The organism is Stenotrophomonas nitritireducens, assembly GCF_001700965.1.
Taxonomy (GTDB): Bacteria; Pseudomonadota; Gammaproteobacteria; order Xanthomonadales; family Xanthomonadaceae; genus Stenotrophomonas; species Stenotrophomonas nitritireducens_A.
The window spans coordinates 1,121,679-1,138,438 of sequence record NZ_CP016756.1; the positions used below are offsets into that span (position 1 = coordinate 1,121,679).

The 16,760-nt window shown below is 65.0% G+C and carries 14 protein-coding genes; 6 read left to right on the top strand and 8 right to left on the bottom strand.

What is annotated here, in order from left to right:
- The first annotated feature begins 23 nt into the window (after positions 1 to 23).
- The 4 genes from BCV67_RS04820 to otsA all read left to right on the top strand — a co-directional run bounded on the left by BCV67_RS04820 (position 24) and on the right by otsA (position 5,610).
- Complete coding sequence (locus tag BCV67_RS04820; protein ID WP_062166706.1) at positions 24 to 1,355, top strand: OmpA family protein; 1,332 nt, start codon at positions 24 to 26, stop codon at positions 1,353 to 1,355.
- A 313-nt stretch (positions 1,356 to 1,668) separates the two neighbouring features.
- Complete coding sequence (gene otsB, locus BCV67_RS04825; protein ID WP_062166707.1) at positions 1,669 to 2,415, top strand: trehalose-phosphatase; 747 nt, start codon at positions 1,669 to 1,671, stop codon at positions 2,413 to 2,415.
- A 52-nt stretch (positions 2,416 to 2,467) separates the two neighbouring features.
- On the top strand, positions 2,468 to 4,246 hold the full coding sequence (locus BCV67_RS04830) for a glycoside hydrolase family 15 protein (RefSeq protein WP_062166708.1): 1,779 nt from the start codon (positions 2,468 to 2,470) through the stop codon (positions 4,244 to 4,246).
- Complete coding sequence (gene otsA, locus BCV67_RS04835) at positions 4,243 to 5,610, top strand: alpha,alpha-trehalose-phosphate synthase (UDP-forming) (RefSeq protein WP_062166709.1); 1,368 nt, start codon at positions 4,243 to 4,245, stop codon at positions 5,608 to 5,610. Before BCV67_RS04830 ends, otsA begins: the two co-directional genes overlap by 4 nt.
- Positions 5,611 to 5,769: 159 nt before the next feature.
- Here otsA and BCV67_RS04840 read toward each other — a convergent pair whose 3' ends face one another.
- Genes BCV67_RS04840 through rluD form a run of 4 tightly spaced genes read right to left on the bottom strand, consistent with a single transcriptional unit; the run spans position 5,770 to position 8,468 of the window.
- Positions 5,770 to 6,171 carry a thiol-disulfide oxidoreductase DCC family protein gene (locus BCV67_RS04840; protein WP_062166710.1) on the bottom strand — a complete coding sequence of 134 codons (402 nt, stop codon included), beginning with the start codon at positions 6,169 to 6,171 and terminating at the stop codon, positions 5,770 to 5,772.
- Positions 6,164 to 6,703, bottom strand: coding sequence for a DUF4166 domain-containing protein (locus tag BCV67_RS04845; protein WP_231732453.1), 540 nt, complete (start codon positions 6,701 to 6,703; stop codon positions 6,164 to 6,166). Before BCV67_RS04845 ends, BCV67_RS04840 begins: the two co-directional genes overlap by 8 nt.
- The gene (pgeF, locus tag BCV67_RS04850; protein ID WP_062166712.1) at positions 6,700 to 7,479 is read right to left on the bottom strand and encodes a peptidoglycan editing factor PgeF; all 780 of its coding nucleotides are present in this window, start codon (positions 7,477 to 7,479) and stop codon (positions 6,700 to 6,702) included. Before pgeF ends, BCV67_RS04845 begins: the two co-directional genes overlap by 4 nt.
- Positions 7,479 to 8,468: a 23S rRNA pseudouridine(1911/1915/1917) synthase RluD gene (gene rluD / locus BCV67_RS04855; protein WP_062166713.1), complete on the bottom strand. Its 990-nt coding sequence runs from the start codon at positions 8,466 to 8,468 to the stop codon at positions 7,479 to 7,481. The genes pgeF and rluD overlap by 1 nt, the downstream gene beginning before the upstream one ends.
- Positions 8,469 to 8,585: 117 nt before the next feature.
- On the opposite strand from rluD, the gene BCV67_RS04860 reads away from it, so the two are divergent.
- Positions 8,586 to 9,470, top strand: coding sequence for an outer membrane protein assembly factor BamD (locus BCV67_RS04860; protein ID WP_062166714.1), 885 nt, complete (start codon positions 8,586 to 8,588; stop codon positions 9,468 to 9,470).
- Positions 9,471 to 9,889: 419 nt separating this feature from the next.
- Here BCV67_RS04860 and BCV67_RS04865 read toward each other — a convergent pair whose 3' ends face one another.
- The 4 genes from BCV67_RS04865 to sucC all read right to left on the bottom strand — a co-directional run bounded on the left by BCV67_RS04865 (position 9,890) and on the right by sucC (position 14,855).
- Complete coding sequence (locus BCV67_RS04865; RefSeq protein WP_062166715.1) at positions 9,890 to 11,527, bottom strand: NAD+ synthase; 1,638 nt, start codon at positions 11,525 to 11,527, stop codon at positions 9,890 to 9,892.
- 1 nt (position 11,528) lies between these two features.
- Positions 11,529 to 11,909, bottom strand: coding sequence for an endonuclease domain-containing protein (locus BCV67_RS04870; RefSeq protein ID WP_062166716.1), 381 nt, complete (start codon positions 11,907 to 11,909; stop codon positions 11,529 to 11,531).
- Between the two features lie 879 nt (positions 11,910 to 12,788).
- Positions 12,789 to 13,664 carry a succinate--CoA ligase subunit alpha gene (sucD, locus tag BCV67_RS04875; RefSeq protein ID WP_062166717.1) on the bottom strand — a complete coding sequence of 292 codons (876 nt, stop codon included), beginning with the start codon at positions 13,662 to 13,664 and terminating at the stop codon, positions 12,789 to 12,791.
- Positions 13,665 to 13,685: 21 nt separating this feature from the next.
- Positions 13,686 to 14,855, bottom strand: coding sequence for an ADP-forming succinate--CoA ligase subunit beta (gene sucC / locus BCV67_RS04880; protein WP_057629765.1), 1,170 nt, complete (start codon positions 14,853 to 14,855; stop codon positions 13,686 to 13,688).
- Between the two features lie 257 nt (positions 14,856 to 15,112).
- Here sucC and BCV67_RS04885 point away from each other — a divergent pair, with 257 nt between their 5' ends.
- The gene (locus BCV67_RS04885) at positions 15,113 to 16,738 is read left to right on the top strand and encodes a sensor histidine kinase (RefSeq protein ID WP_062166718.1); all 1,626 of its coding nucleotides are present in this window, start codon (positions 15,113 to 15,115) and stop codon (positions 16,736 to 16,738) included.
- The last annotated feature ends 22 nt before the right edge of the window (positions 16,739 to 16,760 follow it).

Genomic DNA, 16,760 nt, shown 5'->3' on the forward strand with positions numbered 1-16,760 from the left:
GGTTCATTCTTGCGGAGGCGTTTATGTTCGAGTCGTTGATACGCGAAGCGGCCACCCGCTTTCACCTCGGCGACAACGCTGGGCGCCTCGTGCGCCAGCTTGTCGATGTCATTTTCGACCCTGCCACCGGCGGCTTCGCCGGCCTGCAAAAACGTTTTGCCGATGCCGGACTCGACAGCCTGTTTTCTTCATGGATAGGCAGCACGCCCGGTGACAATGTCCTGCAACCCGATCAATTCAGCGCTGGTTTCGGGCAGAACCTCGCCGGCGGTATTGCCAGCAAACTCGGCATCCCGGCAGCAGCGGTCAACATGGCCGGCGCCTGGCTGTTGCCCAAGATCATCGGCCAGCTCACCCCCGGCGGCCGCATACCCACCTCACGCCCGGCCGACTACGAGCGTTGGTTCGGCACCACCACACCCACTGCCGGCTACAGCGGTGGCAGCACGGTGCCGGCCAAGGCCTCGGGCGGTTTCTGGAAATGGCTGATTCCGCTGATTCTGCTGCTGGCCGCGTTCCTGCTGTTCCGCAGCTGCAAGAAGGAGGAAGCCGCCGCGCCAGCGCCGATGCAACCGGCCCCCACCGCCCAACCGGCAGCACCGGTGGCCCAGGCAAACCCGCGCTTCGGGTTCGACAACACGGATGGCAAGATCACGGTCAGCGGTCAGCTCGCCACCGAGGCCGACAAGACCCGCTTGTGGGATGCGCTGAAAGCCAACTTCGGTGAAGGCAATCTGGCCGGAAACATCAGCGTGGATCCGGCAACCCTGCCAGCAGGGTGGATGGACAAGCTGATCGCGGCACTGCCGGAGCTGAAAGCCAAAGGCCTGAAGTTCGGCCTGGATGGCGACAAGCTCACCATCGACACCAGCGGCATGGCCGAAGCGGATCGTTTCAGCGTCAGTGACAAGTTGCGCAGCCTGTTCAGCGGTTTTGAAATCAGCGGCCTGTGGGATCGCGCCGCAGCGGCGATGTCTGGTCTCAAGGCCGGCTTCAGCGGCGATGATCTGGTCAAGGCGCTGAACCTGATGAACATCTACTTCGACACAGGCTCGGCCACCATCACCCGCGACAGCATGGAAACGCTGACCAGCGCCGCCAATGCGATCAAGCAGGCTCCTGCCGGCACCAAGATCGAAGTGGGCGGGCATACCGACAACACCGGCAATGCGGAGGCCAACGTCACCCTGAGCCAGCAACGCGCCGATGCGGTGGCAGCCAAGCTGGCGGAGCTGGGGGTTGCTGCCGATACGCTCAGCGCCAAGGGCTACGGCCAGACCAAGCCGCGTGCCAGCAATGACACCGACGAAGGCCGTGCGCAGAACCGTCGGATCGAGTTTGCGGTTGGCAAGTGATGTCGTGCATTGGGTGGGTACGCTTGTTTTCAGAGCGCCCTCACCCCAACCCCTCTCCCGCCTGCGGGAGAGGGGCTAGTGCACCACGAGCGCAAGCAATGCGAGCTCCTCTCCCGTTGCGGGGCGAGAGGGAGCGCTTGCGGACCATTGGTTCGCGCTCACTCGAGCGCCCTTGCGCCAGCGCAAGGGCCGGGGCGCGGAGCGGGGGTTGGGGTGAGGGCTGCTCTGAAGCACGTACAGCCAAAAACACATACACCCAAACGCTTCACACCAAATGACCTTCCTCTAACAAGCCCTGCGGCATAGTGACCGCATGCTTGATGACCTACAGCGACCGCCGCCTCCGGCGCTGGCAACTGACGACGCATTGTTTCTCGACGTTGATGGCACCCTGCTCGCCTTTGCCGACCATCCGGACAAGGTAGCGCCCGACCCGTCCCTGCTCACGCTGCTGGCCAGTGTGCAGCAACGTCTTGGCGGTGCGCTGGCACTGCTCAGTGGCCGCCCGGTAAGCCAACTGCAGGCGATGTTCGCGCCGCTGCGGTTACCCATGGCCGGGTTGCATGGCGCGCAGCTGCTGGCCACGGCCGACGCACAATCCACTACTTCCGATGCCGCCGCGTGGTTGCATGCCTTGCATGAGCGGGCAATGCATCTTGCGCATGCGCATCCCGGCGTGCTGATCGAGAACAAGGGCCAGGCGCTGGCCCTGCACTGGCGCAACGCGCCGGAAGCAGGCGACGCCGTAGTCGAGTTCGCCAACGCGCAGTTGCCGCAGCTCGCCGGCGTGCGCCTGCAACCGGGTAACCACGTCATCGAGTTCGTCGGCAGCGGCCACGACAAGGGCCGCGCCCTGCAGCAGTTGATGCAGAACGCACCTTTCAAAGGCCGCCGCCCGTTGTTCGTAGGCGACGACCTCACCGATGAGCACGGCTTCCGGGCCGCACGCCAACTCGGTGGCATCGGCGTACTGGTTGGCCAGCGCGAAGACAGCCAGGCCAGCTGTGCGCTGCGCGACATCGGCGCGGTACACGCGTGGCTGCGCGCAGCCATTACCTGACCCGTCCGGAGGAAACAGCGGCGCCAGTGGCGCCGCGCAACAGGAGAATGCAATGCAAGATGCCACCCTCGACCTAGGTGTAGTTGGCAATGGCAGTTTCGGCGCGCTTATCGACAAGCAGGCGCGCGTGGTCTGGAGCTGCCTGCCCAGCTTCGATGGCGACCCGGCGTTCTGCGCCCTGCTCGGCCCGATCCAGCACCCAGGCGGTGACTTCGGCATCGAACTGGAGGACTTCCTCGACAGCGAGCAGTCCTACCTGACCAATACCGCCATCCTGCGCACGGTGCTGCGCGACACCCATGGCGGCGCAGTGGAGGTCATCGATTTCGCACCGCGCTGGCGCCAGAACGATCGCTTCTATCGCCCGGTGAGCCTGATCCGCCAGGTGACCCCGCTGTCCGGAAACCCGCGCATCGTCGTGCGTGCGCGGCCGCTGGCCGAATGGGGCGCACGGCAGCCGGAAACCACCTGGGGCAGCAACCACATCCGTTGGCTGCTACCGGATCTGGTACTGCGCCTGACCACCGACGTGCCGGTGCGCTTCGTCCGCGATGGCCTGCCGTTCGTGCTCAACCACCGCGTGCATCTGGTGATGGGCGTGGATGAATCCCTCAACCGCTCGCTCAGCGGTTATGTGCAGGAAGCCATGCAACGCACGCGCGACTACTGGCGCGAATGGGTGCGTTACCTGTCCGTGCCGCTGGAGTGGCAGGAAGCGGTGATCCGCAGTGCCATCACCCTGAAGCTGTGCCAGTACGAGGACAGCGGCGCGATCATCGCGGCGATGACCACCTCCATTCCGGAGGCACCCGGCAGCAGTCGCAACTGGGATTACCGCTACTGCTGGCTGCGCGATGCGGCCTTCGTGGTGCGCGCGCTCAATCGCCTGGGTGCCACCCGCACGATGGAACAGTTCCTGGGTTACATCTTCAACCTGGCCACCAACGATGGCAGCCTGCAGCCGCTGTACGGCATCGGCTTTGAAGCCAAGCTGGACGAGGACGAAGTAACCACGCTGTCCGGCTACCGTGGCATGGGCCCGGTGCGACGCGGCAACCTGGCCTGGGTGCAGCGCCAGCACGATGTCTACGGCAGCGTGGTGCTGGCCTCCACCCAGCTGTTCTTCGACCAGCGCCTGCAGGACCCGGGCGATGCGCATACCTTCGCGCGGCTGGAACCACTGGGCGAACAGGCCTTCGCCCTGCATGACGTGCCCGATGCCGGCCTTTGGGAGTTCCGTGGCCGCACGGAGGTACACACCTATACCAGCGCGATGTGCTGGGCTGCCTGTGATCGGCTGTCCAAGATCGCAACCCGGTTGAAACTCGATGGCCGGGCCATGTACTGGCGCGAGCGCGCCAACCAGATCCACGCACGCATCATGCGCGAATCCTGGAGTGAACAACTCGGTCACTTCACCGACACCTTCGGCGGGCACCGGCTCGACGCCTCGTTGTTGCTGCTGGCCGACATCGGCCTCATCGACGCCAACGATGCGCGCTTCGTCGCCACTGTCGAGGCCATCGGCCGTGACCTGAAGCACGGCAATGCGCTGTACCGCTATGTCGCCCCGGATGACTTCGGCACGCCGGAAACCAGCTTCACTATCTGCACCTTCTGGTACATCGATGCGCTGGCCGCGATCGGGCGCATGGATGAAGCGCGGGAGATGTTTGAAATCCTGCTGCAGCAGCGCAACCACCTCGGCCTGCTGTCCGAGGACCTGACCTTCGACGGGCAGGCCTGGGGCAACTTTCCGCAGACCTACTCGCATGTGGGGCTGGTGATTGCCGCGATGCGCCTGTCGCGCAGTTGGCAGGAGGCCTCGTGAGCCGACTGGTTGTGGTGTCCAACCGGGTGGCACTGCCCGGCGAAACCCGCGCCGGCGGCTTGGCAACCGGCCTGCTGGCGGCATTGAGCGAGCGCGGCGGGCTGTGGTTCGGCTGGAGCGGGCGCAGCGTGAGCGGCGACAGTGGCACGCTGCACGAGGCACAGGACGGGCCCATCCGTTACCTGACCATGGATCTGTCCAAGACCGACCTGGACAACTACTACAACGGCTTCGCCAACCGTGCGCTGTGGCCGCTGCTGCATTTCCGCCTGGACCTGGTCGACTACGACCGGCGCAAACGCGAGGGCTACTGGAAGGTCAACCGCCTGTTCGCCGACACCCTGGCCCCGCTGTTACGCGACGACGACACCGTCTGGATCCACGACTATCACCTGATCCCGTTGGCGGCGATGCTGCGCGAGCGTGGCGTCGGCTGCCGGATAGGTTTCTTCCTGCATGTGCCGGTGCCTTCGGCCGACCTGATGCAGGCGCTGCCCGACCACCGGGAGCTGTTTTCGGCACTGTATTCCTACGATCTGCTCGGTTTCCAGACGCGTCGCGACGTGGACCGTTTCCAGTCCTACGTGCGCCTGTTTGGCGGCGGCCAATTGATCGACAGCGACTGGATCAGTGCACCGGACGGGCACCGCGTACGCACCTCCGCCTTCCCGATCGGCATCGATACCGAACACATCGCCCGCCAGGCCCGCAGCGCGGCAAGCAACAAGGCCGTGCGCGACCTGCGGCAAAGTCTGCAGCACCGCAAACTGGCCATCGGCGTGGACCGCCTGGATTATTCCAAAGGCTTGCCCGAGCGCTTCCATGGCTTCGAGCGCTACCTGCAGCGCTACCCTCGCGAAAAAGGCGACATGACCTTCCTGCAGATCGCTCCTGTCTCGCGTGGCAGCGTCAACGAATACCGCAAGCTGCGCGGCGAACTCGAGCGCCTGGCCGGGCATATCAACGGGGGCCATGCCGAGGCCGACTGGACCCCCTTGCGCTACGTCAACCAGAACTACGCACACAGCACGCTGACCGGGTTCTACCGGCAGGCTGCAGTGGGGCTGGTAACGCCGTTGCGCGACGGCATGAACCTGGTGGCCAAGGAATACATTGCTGCGCAGGACCCGGACAATCCCGGCGTGCTGGTGTTGTCGCTGCTGGCCGGCGCCGCCGATGAGTTGAAGCAGGCATTGCTGGTCAACCCGCATGATCTGGATGGTGTGGCCGATGCGATCGCAGCGGCCGCCAACATGCCGCTCGGGGAACGCATCGAGCGCTGGCAGGTGATGATGGAGCACCTGCGGCAATACGATATCCATCGCTGGCGGCGGGATTATCTGCTGGCGTTGGAGGGGAGGTAGAGCACCCTCTCCCCAACCCCTCTCCCGCAAGGGGAGAGGGGCTAAATCTGCAGTTGCTATTTATGCAGGAACTCGCAATGCACCGAGCCCCTCTCCCCTTGCGGGAGAGGGGTTGGGGAGAGGGGAGGCTTCTAACAAGCAAACCCCAAACCACCCCACTCAATCCAAAAACCGCCCGCGCTGCTCCGCCGTCGGCAGAAAACAGCTGTCATGCCGCCCGAACCAGCGGTAACGGTTCCGCGCCAGCCAGCGATAGGCCGGATCCCGCAGCGCTCCCGGCAGCACCCGTGCAAGCCCCGCCAGGCGCCACACCCCACCGAGCCCCGTCAGCACCCGCACAATCGCATCCGTGTCGGTATAGGCCACACCCTCGGCCACCAGCAGGAACGACAACGGGTCATCCGGGTCCAGCCCATGCGCCGCCAACAGCGCACGCCCCTGCCCGCCCTGCATCGCGGCGAAGCGGTAGCGCCCTACCCGATCAAAGCGCAACAGAAACCGCACCCAACGGCTGCACAGCGCGCAGACGCCATCAAACACGATCACCGCTGGCTCAGCCATGCGCCGGCTCCGGCAGCAGCCAGCCTTCGTAACGAATCAGCCGACCGATCAACGGCATCGACACGTCCACCAGAAATTCATAGCGGCCGGCATGTTCGCGCTCCCGGCAGTGCACCTGCGCGAACCAGCGCGCCGGCAACGGCAACACCCCAAACGCCCAGGCACGCTCCGCCCGCCACAGGATCTGCCCGCCCTCTTCGCGCAGGCCAAAGCGGAAACGCAGCGCGCCCAGTTGCTCGAACAGGCGCCCGTTGCGTTGCCACAGCCGCGACGCCATGCGTGCAGCACCGAACTGCCGGTTCCAGCGCTCGCCGCCCGCATCAGTGACGAACTCCACCGTCACCGGCACGCTTGAGCTCGGCGGCAGCCGCGCCAACCAGGCGCAGGGCGCTACCAGCCAATGGTTGCCGCGCAGCACTTCGCCCTGCCCGCTCCAACGTTGCCGCAGCGGGATCGAGTGCAACGCCCGGACCTGCGGGGCCAACTGTTCGAACGCGGCGCCAAGCACCTGCGCGAACAGCGGCGTGTTCAAGGCGCCATCCACACCAGGGTGGCAATGCGCCCGCTGCGGCGATCACGCCGGTGCGAGAACCAGCGCTGCGGATCGGCCATGGTGCACAGGTCGCCGCCGTGGATTGCCGCCGGCTGCATGCCAGCTGCCACCAGCCGCTGCCGGGCCAGCCCAGGCAGATCCACCTTCCAGTGACCGGGCCGGGTGGCGACGAAATGCTGCTCAGCGGCGCTGGAATGCGCCAGGAAGGCCTCGCGTACGTCTACGCCGACCTCGTACAGGGCCGGACCGGCCGCAGGGCCTATCCACGCTACCAGCGCCTCAGCGGGCGTGTGCATGGCAGCCAGCGTATTTTCCAGCATGCCGCGCGCGAGCCCGCCCCAGCCCGCATGTGCTGCGGCCACCTCGCTGCCGTCACGGGCAGCGAACACCACCGGCAGGCAATCGGCGGTGAGGATGGCCAGCACCACCCCCGGCACCGAGGTCACGGCCGCATCGGCGGTCAGCTCAGCCTCAAGCCCGTGGGCCTGCGGCGGCGCATCGAAGCGTACGACGTCGCTGCTGTGCACCTGGCGCAGCCAATGCGCGGCCGAAGGCAGGTTTGCCAGCCGCTGCAGTTCATCGCGGTTGCGCTGCACCTGGGCCGGATCGTCGCCATCGGCGGCGGTGCGGTTGCCCAGATTGAAACTGTCAAACGGGGGCTGCGAGCCGCCGGCGCCGTAGCGCAGGGTGGTGAAGGCCTGCACCCTTGGGGGCGCAGGCCAGTCGGCCAGCCACAGCGGACCCGCCTGCGCCATTACCAGCGGCCTCGTTCGCGCTCGGCGAAGGCCTTGGAGTCTTCACGCAGCGCCTTCATCAGCGCCAGCAGATCAGCCGGCACCGGCGCGGTGTTGCTGATGGTCTCGCCGGTGATCGGGTGCTGGAATTCCAGCGTTTCGGCGTGCAGCGCCTGGCGCTTGAAACCGCGCAACGCGGCGACCAGCTCATCGGTGGCGCCCTTGGGCAGCTTCAGCGAACCGCCGTACAGCGGATCCCCGACGATGGCGTGCTTCAGGTGCGCCATGTGCACGCGGATCTGGTGGGTACGGCCGGTTTCCAGGCGGCACTCCAGCGCGGTATGGGCGCGGAAACGCTCGCGCAGGCGGTAATGGGTGACCGCCTCCTTGCCGTCCTCGCGCACGCCCATCTTCAGGCGGTCGCGCGCATGGCGGTCGATCGGGGCGTCAGCCGTGCCACCGGCAACCAGCGCGCCCACCACCACGGCCAGGTACTGGCGGTGCACTTCACGTGCGGACAGCTGCTCGACCAGTGCGGTCTGCGCCTGCACCGTACGTGCCACCACCATCACCCCGCTGGTGTCCTTGTCCAGCCGGTGGACCACGCCGGCGCGCGGCACCTTGGCAATCTCCGGATCACGGAACAACAGCGCGTTGAGCAGGGTGCCGCTGGGGTTGCCGGCGCCCGGATGGACCACCAGGCCGGCCGGCTTGTCGATCACGAAAACGTGCTCGTCCTCGTACAGGACCGACAGCGGGATGTCCTCCGGCAGGGCGTGGACTTCAACTTCCAGCACCGCATTAAGGGTGGCGATCTCGCCGCCACGGACCGGGTCGCGGGGCCGTACCGGCTCGCCATCGAGCAGAACTGCGCCGGATTTGATCCATTCGGTCAGGCGTGAGCGGGAGAATTCGGGGAACAATTCGGCCAGGACCGCGTCGAAGCGACGACCGGCGGCGGAATCGGGAACCTGCGCGTGGCGCGGGCTGGAAGAGGTGTTCTCGGACATGGGCAAAGACCGGCTAAAGACGAAATTATGGGGTCCAAACGACAACAGTCAGTCGCAGGACAGGCCACTAGGCTATCATCGCCCCTTCGTATTCCTGCCGCGTCCTGCCCTGAACCCATGATCCGACGCTCCTCGCTGCTGTCCGCGCCCGTCCGCCTCACCGCCCTGTTGCTGGTTTTGGTCTTCGTCGCCACTGGCTGCCACCGCGGCGCCAAGAAGGACGCCGACGAAGGCGCGCCGGTCGAACAACTGTTCGAAAAGAGCCACAAGCTGATGGAGGGCGGCAACTGGTCCGGCGCCGAAACCAGCTTCAAGCGCCTGATCGCGCAGTACCCGTATGGCCCGTACACCGAGCAGGCGATGATCGAAAGCGCCTATGCCCAGTACAAGGCTGGCAAGAACGATGACGCGGTGTCGAGCATCGACCGCTTCATCCGCACCTATCCGACCCATCGCAACATCGCGTACCTGTACTACCTGCGCGGCCTGGCCAACGGCAACCGCGATACGGTTTTCCTGCGCCGCGTATGGTCGCTGGACCCGAGCCGCCGCGATCTGTCCACCCCGCGCCAGGCCTATGCCGATTTCAATATCGTCACCGAGCGCTACCCGAACAGCCGCTACGCCGCCGATGCGCGCCAGCGCATGATCGAACTGCGCGACATCTTCGCCCAGCACGAGCTGGACGATGCGCTGTACTACGCCCGCCGTGGCGCCTGGGTGTCCGTGGTGGGCCGCGCCAACTACCTGCTGGAAACCTACCCGCAGAGTGCCTTCCAGTACGACGCCGTGGCGCTGCTGGGCGAGGCCTATACCCATCTGGGCAACAAGACCCTGGCCGACGACGCCCGCCGCGTGCTGCAGCTGAACCAGCCGGAACACCCGTGGCTGGCCGGCAACTGGCCGAAGTACCCGTGGATGATCCGCAAGCTCAACCCGTTCGCCGGCGAGCGTTCGGTGGCCACCGGCCAGAGCAACGCCACGATGAACCGCAGCAAGTAAGCCGCTGCGGTATAGGTGGTGATCAGCAAGGGGCCTTCGGGCCCCTTTCTGTTTTCCGGCTCCGGGCTGCCCTTTTTGCGCTGCCCGGGGCGGCACGGTTGTGGCGCCGGGCCACCGCCGGCGCAGCCGTTACCTCCGCTGCGCAGGAACCTGGGACGCGGGGTGGCGATACAAAAATGCCACTGACGGAGCAGTGGCAAGGCAGAGAGTTGAACGGGTGTTTTCTTGTGGCCCCATCTTGCGCCCACGCCGTGTAATAAATTTGTGCAGAATCGTGAGCCGGGTTAGCCCAGCTGTCGGTGTGCCACCCGCCGCACAGGCACAGGCCCGGTTGATGCCGGCCTGAGGGCCTGAATGCCAGGAAAGAAGAAGGGGCCTTGCGGCCCCTTCCTGTCCTCCCACCACCGGCGCGATCCCCTTCAGCTGCGATAGCCGTTGGTGATCGGATAGCGCCGCTCGCGGCCAAATGCGCGCCGCGACACCTTGGGCCCCGGCGCCGCCTGGTGCCGCTTCCACTCACTGATGCGTACCAGCTTCAGCACCCGGTCCACTATTTCCGGGGCATAACCGGCGCCAACGATATCCTCGCGCGACTGCTCCTGATCGATGTAGCGGTACAGGATGCCGTCCAGCACGTCGTAGGCAGGCAGCGAGTCCTGGTCGGTCTGGTTGTCACGCAGCTCGGCCGAAGGCGCGCGCGCGATCACCGCCGGCGGAATCACCGGCGCCCCACCCACCGTATTGCGCCACTTGGACAGGCCATAGACCTCCGTCTTGTACAGGTCCTTCAACGGCGCATAGCCGCCGCACATGTCCCCGTAGATGGTGGCGTAGCCCACCGCATACTCGCTCTTGTTGCCGGTGGTCAGCAACAGCCCGCCGAACTTGTTGCTCAGCGCCATCAGGATCACACCACGGCTGCGCGACTGCAGGTTCTCCTCGGTGACATCAGCCGCCTGGCCTTCGAACATGGCCGACAGCGACTGCATCAGACCCTGGAAGGCAGGCTCGATCGGCACCGTTTCAAGCTTCACGCCCAGCGCGCGGCATTGCTCCACCGCCAGGTCGTTGGACAGATCAGCGGTGTAGCGCGAGGGCATGCTGACCGCGGTGACGTTGTCCGCGCCCAGCGCATCCACCGCCATCGCCAATACCAATGCCGAATCGATACCGCCGGACAGCCCCAGCCATACCTTGCTGAAGCCGTTCTTGCGGCAATAGTCCTGGATACCGCGGGTCACCGCGCGCCAGGCCAGTGCGTCCATGCTCTCATCGCCATCGTCGATCCAATGCAGCGGCATGAAGCTGCGCGCGGCGACGTTGTACTCGACCACCAGCATCTCTTCGCTGAAGGCCACCGCGGCCGGGTGCACCGTGCCATCGCCATCGGCCACCACCGACGCACCGTCAAACACCACCGCATCCTGGCCACCGACGGTATTGACGTAGGCGATGGCAACCCCGGTATCGCGGCTGCGCTCGGCCAGCAGCGCATCGCGCTGCGCGTGCTTGCCGCGTTCGTACGGCGATGCGTTGGGCACCAGCACCAGCTCGGCACCGGCCTTGGCGGTAGCCGCCAGCGGCTCCGGGAACCAGAGGTCCTCGCAGATCACCAGGCCCAGCTGCACGCCATTGACCTCGAATACGCAATTGCCGCCGTCCGGGTCCACGTCAAAGTAGCGACGCTCATCGAACACCGCGTAATTGGGCAGCTCGCGCTTGCGGTAGGTCTGGGCCACTGCGCCCTCGCGCAGCACGCTGGCAGCGTTGTAGACCACCGCCCCGGCGCTCTGCGGCCAGCCGACCACGGCGACGATGCCCTGCGCTTCGGCCGCAACCCGCGCCAGCGCCTGCTCGCAACTGCGGAGGAAACCCGGCCGCATCAGCAGGTCTTCCGGCGGATAGCCGCTGATGGCCAGTTCCGGAAACAGCACCACCTCGGCGCCGTATTCGTCACGCGCCTCGTGCATCAACTCGATGATGCGGCTGGCGTTGCCGTCCACGTCCCCGACCGGAAAATCGAACTGGGCCAGGGCGATGCGTAGCGATTGGGACATATCAACAACCTTCTGCTTGGCCCCGCACCCTGCGGGGGCTTGGTGTTACGCCCACCGCGCGCAGGATGCTTTCGCAGACCGCAGCCGTGTGGCTCAGGGCCTCATTATTCCAGAAGCGCAGCACACGGTAGCCGTTGCGGTGCAGGAAGGCTTCACGGCGCAGGTCATTGGGGTCGGTGGCGTGCTGGCTGCCGTCCAGTTCAATCACCAGCTTGTGCGCCAGACAGGCGAAATCCACGACATAGGGGCCGATGGGGTGTTGGCGGCGGAACTTGAATCCGACCAGGTGACGGCTCCTGAGGAAGTACCAGATCCGCCGCTCGGCTTCTGTCATGCGGCGGCGCAGGGCACGGGCACAGCCGGTTTTGCTGCCTTCACGCATGGGAGCCTCCTTGTCAGGAGACGATCGCCTGCAGCAGCCGCAGTTGGAATCGGGGAAGCAGGCGGATTGGATATCCATTTCTCTGCTTTCCGGGGCGGGGTAGCTTGGATGGCGGAGACAGAAGCAAATGCAAAAGCTTGCCCTCACCCCTACCCCTCTCCCGCAAGCGGGAGAGGGGAAATCAACTGCAACAGCGAGGAGCAAAGCCACAGCCACAGCCACAGCCAAAGTCCCAAAGCCCAAAGCCAAAGCCCAAGTCCAAAGTCCAAAGTCCAAAGCCCATGGCCCAAAGCCCAAAGCATCAAACTAGGGCACGCACAAAATTTCGAGTTGGGAATATCAATCAACGAGGGTTAGCGTTTTCTTTAGTTTTTGCCGCTAGCTTTGCTTTTGAGGTGACTCCGGTCTTTGGCCTTTGCCTCGCCTTTGCTTTTTGCTGTGGCTGTGGCTGGGGCTTTGGGCTTTGGGCTTTGGGCTTTGGGCTTTGGGCTTTGGGCTTTGGACTTTGGACTTGGGCTTTGGCTTTGGGCTCTGGCTCTGGCTTTGGCTTTGGCTTTGGCTTTGGCTTTGGGCTTTGGGCTTTGGGCTTTGGGCTTTGGGCTTTGGACTTTGGACTTTGGACTTTGGACTTGGGCTTTGGATTTGGCCTTGGCTATGGCTATGGCTATGGCTATGGCTCTGGCTGTGGCCTTGGGGCCGTTGTCTCGGCCTTGGGCCTTTGCTGTCCCCTCTCCCGCCTGCGGGAGAGGGGTAGGGGTGAGGGCAAGCTTCTGCTTCGGCCTTGGCTTTGCCTTCAGCATTCGCTCCCGCTCTTCCCCCCGTCCCCCAACAAAAAAGGCCACCCGAAGGTGGCCTTTCTCAAATCACGAAAGCGCAGTCTTACTTGACCAGCTTCGCAATTGCAGCGCCCAGGTCGCCCGGCGAGCGGACGGTGACAACGCCAGCAGCTTCCATCGCCGCGAACTTGCCTTCCGCCGTGCCCTTGCCGCCCGATGCAATCGCACCGGCGTGGCCCATGCGCTTGCCGGCCGGAGCCGAGGCGCCGGCGATGAAGCCAACAACCGGCTTCTTCACGAACTGCTTGATGTACTCGGCACCGGCTTCTTCAGCGTCGCCGCCGATTTCGCCAACCATGATGATACCTTCGGTCTGCGGGTCTTCGTTGAACAGCTTCAGGCAGTCGACGAAGTTCAGGCCGTTGATCGGGTCACCACCGATGCCGATGCAGGTGGACTGGCCCAGGCCGACTTCCGTGGTCTGCTTGACCGCTTCATAGGTCAGGGTGCCCGAACGCGACACGATGCCGATCTTGCCCGGCATGTGGATGTGGCCCGGCATGATGCCGATCTTGCACTCACCCGGGGTGATGACGCCCGGGCAGTTCGGCCCGATCAGCACGGTGTCCGGATGCGAACGGGTCAGCACGTTCTTGACGCGCAGCATGTCCAGCACCGGGATGCCTTCGGTGATGCAGACGATGACCTTGATGCCGGCAGCAGCGGCTTCCAGGATCGCGTCGGCCGCGTACGGCGGCGGCACGTAGATCACCGAGGCATTGGCGCCGGTGTTCTGCACGGCATCAGCCACGGTGTTGAACACCGGCAGGTCGATGTGGGTGGTGCCACCCTTGCCCGGGGTCACGCCGCCAACAACCTGGGTGCCGTACTCGATCATCTGAGTGGCGTGGAAGGTGCCCTGCTGGCCGGTAAAGCCCTGCACGATCACCTTGGTGTTCTTGTTAATCAAAACAGACATTGGATTTCCTTCGGTGTCGGATCAGGCGGCGTTCTTGACAGCTTCAACGATCTTCTTGGCGCCGTCGTTGATGTTGTCAGCCGGGATGATGGCCATGCCGCTGTCACGCAGCAGCTGCTTGCCTTCTTCCACGTTGGTGCCTTCCAGGCGCACCACGACCGGAACCTTGACGCCCACTTCCTTCACGGCGGCGATGATGCCTTCGGCAATCATGTCGCAGCGGACGATGCCGCCGAAGATGTTGACGAAGATGCCTTCGACCTTGTCCGAGGACAGGATCAGCTTGAAGGCTTCGATGACGCGCTGCTTGTTGGCACCGCCGCCCACGTCCAGGAAGTTCGCCGGCTCGCCGCCGTTGAGCTTGATGACGTCCATGGTGGCCATGGCCAGGCCTGCGCCGTTGACCATGCAGCCGATGTTGCCGTCCATGGTGACGTAGTTGATGTCCAGCTCCGAAGCGATCACTTCGGTCGGATCTTCCTGGGTCTTGTCGCGCATGGCGACCAGCGCCTTCTGGCGGAACGCGGCGTTGTCGTCGCTGTCGAACTTGCCGTCCAGCGCGTACAGGTTGCCGTCGTCGAGGATGGCCAGCGGGTTGATTTCAACCAGCGCCAGGTCCTTTTCGTTGAACAGGCGGTACAGGTTGACCATGATGCTGGCGAACTGGCCAGCCTGCTTGGCGGTCAGGCCCAGCTTGAAGCCGAAATCGCGGCCGTGGTAACCCTGCACGCCTTCAACGAAGTCGACGTTGAGCGAGTGGATCAGCTCCGGGGTTTCAGCAGCAACCTGCTCGATCTCCACGCCGCCTTCCGAAGAAGCGATGTAGGTGATGGTCTTGGTGCCACGGTCAACCAGCACCGACAGATACAGCTCCTTGACGATCTCACCGGCGGTGGTCACCAGCACCAGGTTGACCGGCAGCTCGACGCCGGCGGTCTGGTAGGTGGCCATCTTGGTGCCGAGCATCTTGGCCGCAGCGGCCTTGACGTCGTCGGTGGTCTTGCAGAACTTGACGCCGCCAGCCTTGCCGCGGCCGCCAGCGTGGATCTGCGCCTTGACCATCCAGGGGCCTTGTCCAAGCGACTGAGCGGCTGCTACAGCCTCGTCCGGGGTCGCAGCGACCTTGCCGGCCGGGACCGGGATGCCGTATTCGGCAAGCAGTTGTTTTGACTGGTACTCGTGAAAATTCATGCGTCACCGTGGGAATAGGAACGACCGCACGCAAGCCCACAGGGCCGAAAATGGCCAACTTGCAGGGCGGGCGGGCCCAACATTGTCGCCGACGGCGGCCCGGCACGCAAAGAAGTCTGTACAAAACGCCAAGAACGGCACGTCTTTACCAGCTAATTCAGCAACTTGCCGATGATTGCCGGGCAGCCGCCGGAGCCACCCGCAGCGTGCCCGGCGCACCTATACTGGCGTGATTAGGTTTGGATAGGAGATCCGGCTTGGCCCCCAGTCCGTCGATCATCGACCGCATCGAATCCATCCCAACGCGCGAGTTGTACTTTTTTGCGTTGTACCGGGTGCTGGTTGCCGCCCTGCTCAGCGCACTGGTGTTCGGGCCGTTGACCTCGATGGTGGGCGAGGCGCACCAGCCGCGGCTGGCGCAATCGGTCTCCATCGCCTACCTGCTGGTATCGGCAGCCCTGCTGATCTGGGGCCGCAATGAGCGCTGGCTGCAGCGCATCGTATTCGGCAGCGTGGTTATCGACATCATCGCCGCCACCCTGCTCAGCCATGCCCTGCCCGGCGCCAGCGCCGGCATCTCGATGTCGCTGCTGTTCAACATCGCCGCGGCCGGCCTGCTGCTGCCGCTGTCGCCCGCCCTGCTGCTTGCGCTGCTGGCCTGCGCGGCCAGCATTGCCGAATACGTCTGGCAGATGGTGGAGGGCAGCCAGAACACCCGCACCCTGGCCGAACTGGCAATGTTCGTCACCAGCTACCTGGCGCTGACCTTCATTGCCTACCAGATCGGCAGCCGCACCCGCCGCACCCAGCAGCTGGCCGATCGCCGTGGCGTGGAAGTGGCCAACCTGTTCGAAGTGAACGAGCTGATCATCCGCCGCATGCGTACCGGCGTGCTGGTGGTGGATGCCACTGGCCACATCACCCTGGCCAACGAGGCGGCCACCGCCCTGCTCGGCGACATGGAAGGCGCGCTGGCGGTCGACCGGGTGGCACTCAGCATCGCCTCCCCCGAACTGGCGCGGCGCCTGCAACGCTGGCGCAATGGCTGGCACGAAGACGAGCCACCGCTGCAGCTTGCTCCCGAGCAGGCCGAAGTACTGCCACGCTTCGCCCGCCTGCTGGCCGACAGCGACATGTCGCTGATCTTCCTGGATGACACCACGGTGGTGTCGCGCCGGGCCGAATCGCTGACGCTGTCCACCCTGGGCCGGTTCTCGGCGAGCCTGGCCCACGAAATCCGCAATCCGCTGGCGGCGATCAACTACGCCACCCAGCTGCTGGAGGAATCCGAGGACCTGGGTGAAGCGGACCGGCGCCTGCTGCAGATCATCCACCAGCAGTGCCAGCGCACCAACGGCATTGTCGAAAGCGTGCTGGCGCTGGCCCGGCGCGAACGCGCAAACCCGGAGAACCTCGACCTGGCCGCCTTCGTGCGGCGTTTCGTGCTTGAGTACCGGCAGACCCTGTCGCTTGAGAACGACAGCCTGGAAGCGGTGATCCGCGAGCCGTCGGTAGTGGCGATGATGGACCCCCGGCATCTGCACCAGGTACTGACGGCGCTGGTCCACAACGCCCTCAAATATGGCCGCATGGCCGACGAGCCAGCACGCATCCGCATCCGGGTCGCCTCGGCCGGGCGCAATGCGGTGATCGACGTGATGGACCGCGGCCCCGGCATCCCCGATGCCATCGCCAGCCAGCTGTTCCGGCCGTTCTACACCACCTCCGAACACGGCACCGGGCTGGGCCTGTATATCGCCCGCGAACTTTGCCGGGCCAACCAGGCCCAGCTGGACTACGTGTCCATTCCCGCTGGCGGCGCCTGCTTCCGGCTGACCCTGAGCACGCCGAAAACAGCGTTTACCCGCAGCGAACGCCAATGATCCATTTTTCGATGCAATCGTT

What these genes read in the sequence shown, in the direction of transcription:
- BCV67_RS04820 (WP_062166706.1), top strand. Translation starts at nt 24, where the DNA reads ATGTTCGAGTCGTTGATACGCGAAGCGGCCACCCGCTTTCACCTCGGC.
- otsB (WP_062166707.1), top strand. Translation starts at nt 1,669, where the DNA reads ATGCTTGATGACCTACAGCGACCGCCGCCTCCGGCGCTGGCAACTGAC.
- BCV67_RS04830 (WP_062166708.1), top strand. Translation starts at nt 2,468, where the DNA reads ATGCAAGATGCCACCCTCGACCTAGGTGTAGTTGGCAATGGCAGTTTC.
- BCV67_RS04840 (WP_062166710.1), bottom strand. Translation starts at nt 6,171, where the DNA reads ATGGCTGAGCCAGCGGTGATCGTGTTTGATGGCGTCTGCGCGCTGTGC.
- pgeF (WP_062166712.1), bottom strand. Translation starts at nt 7,479, where the DNA reads ATGGCGCAGGCGGGTCCGCTGTGGCTGGCCGACTGGCCTGCGCCCCCA.
- rluD (WP_062166713.1), bottom strand. Translation starts at nt 8,468, where the DNA reads ATGTCCGAGAACACCTCTTCCAGCCCGCGCCACGCGCAGGTTCCCGAT.
- BCV67_RS04860 (WP_062166714.1), top strand. Translation starts at nt 8,586, where the DNA reads ATGATCCGACGCTCCTCGCTGCTGTCCGCGCCCGTCCGCCTCACCGCC.
- BCV67_RS04865 (WP_062166715.1), bottom strand. Translation starts at nt 11,527, where the DNA reads ATGTCCCAATCGCTACGCATCGCCCTGGCCCAGTTCGATTTTCCGGTC.
- BCV67_RS04870 (WP_062166716.1), bottom strand. Translation starts at nt 11,909, where the DNA reads ATGCGTGAAGGCAGCAAAACCGGCTGTGCCCGTGCCCTGCGCCGCCGC.
- sucD (WP_062166717.1), bottom strand. Translation starts at nt 13,664, where the DNA reads ATGTCTGTTTTGATTAACAAGAACACCAAGGTGATCGTGCAGGGCTTT.
- sucC (WP_057629765.1), bottom strand. Translation starts at nt 14,855, where the DNA reads ATGAATTTTCACGAGTACCAGTCAAAACAACTGCTTGCCGAATACGGC.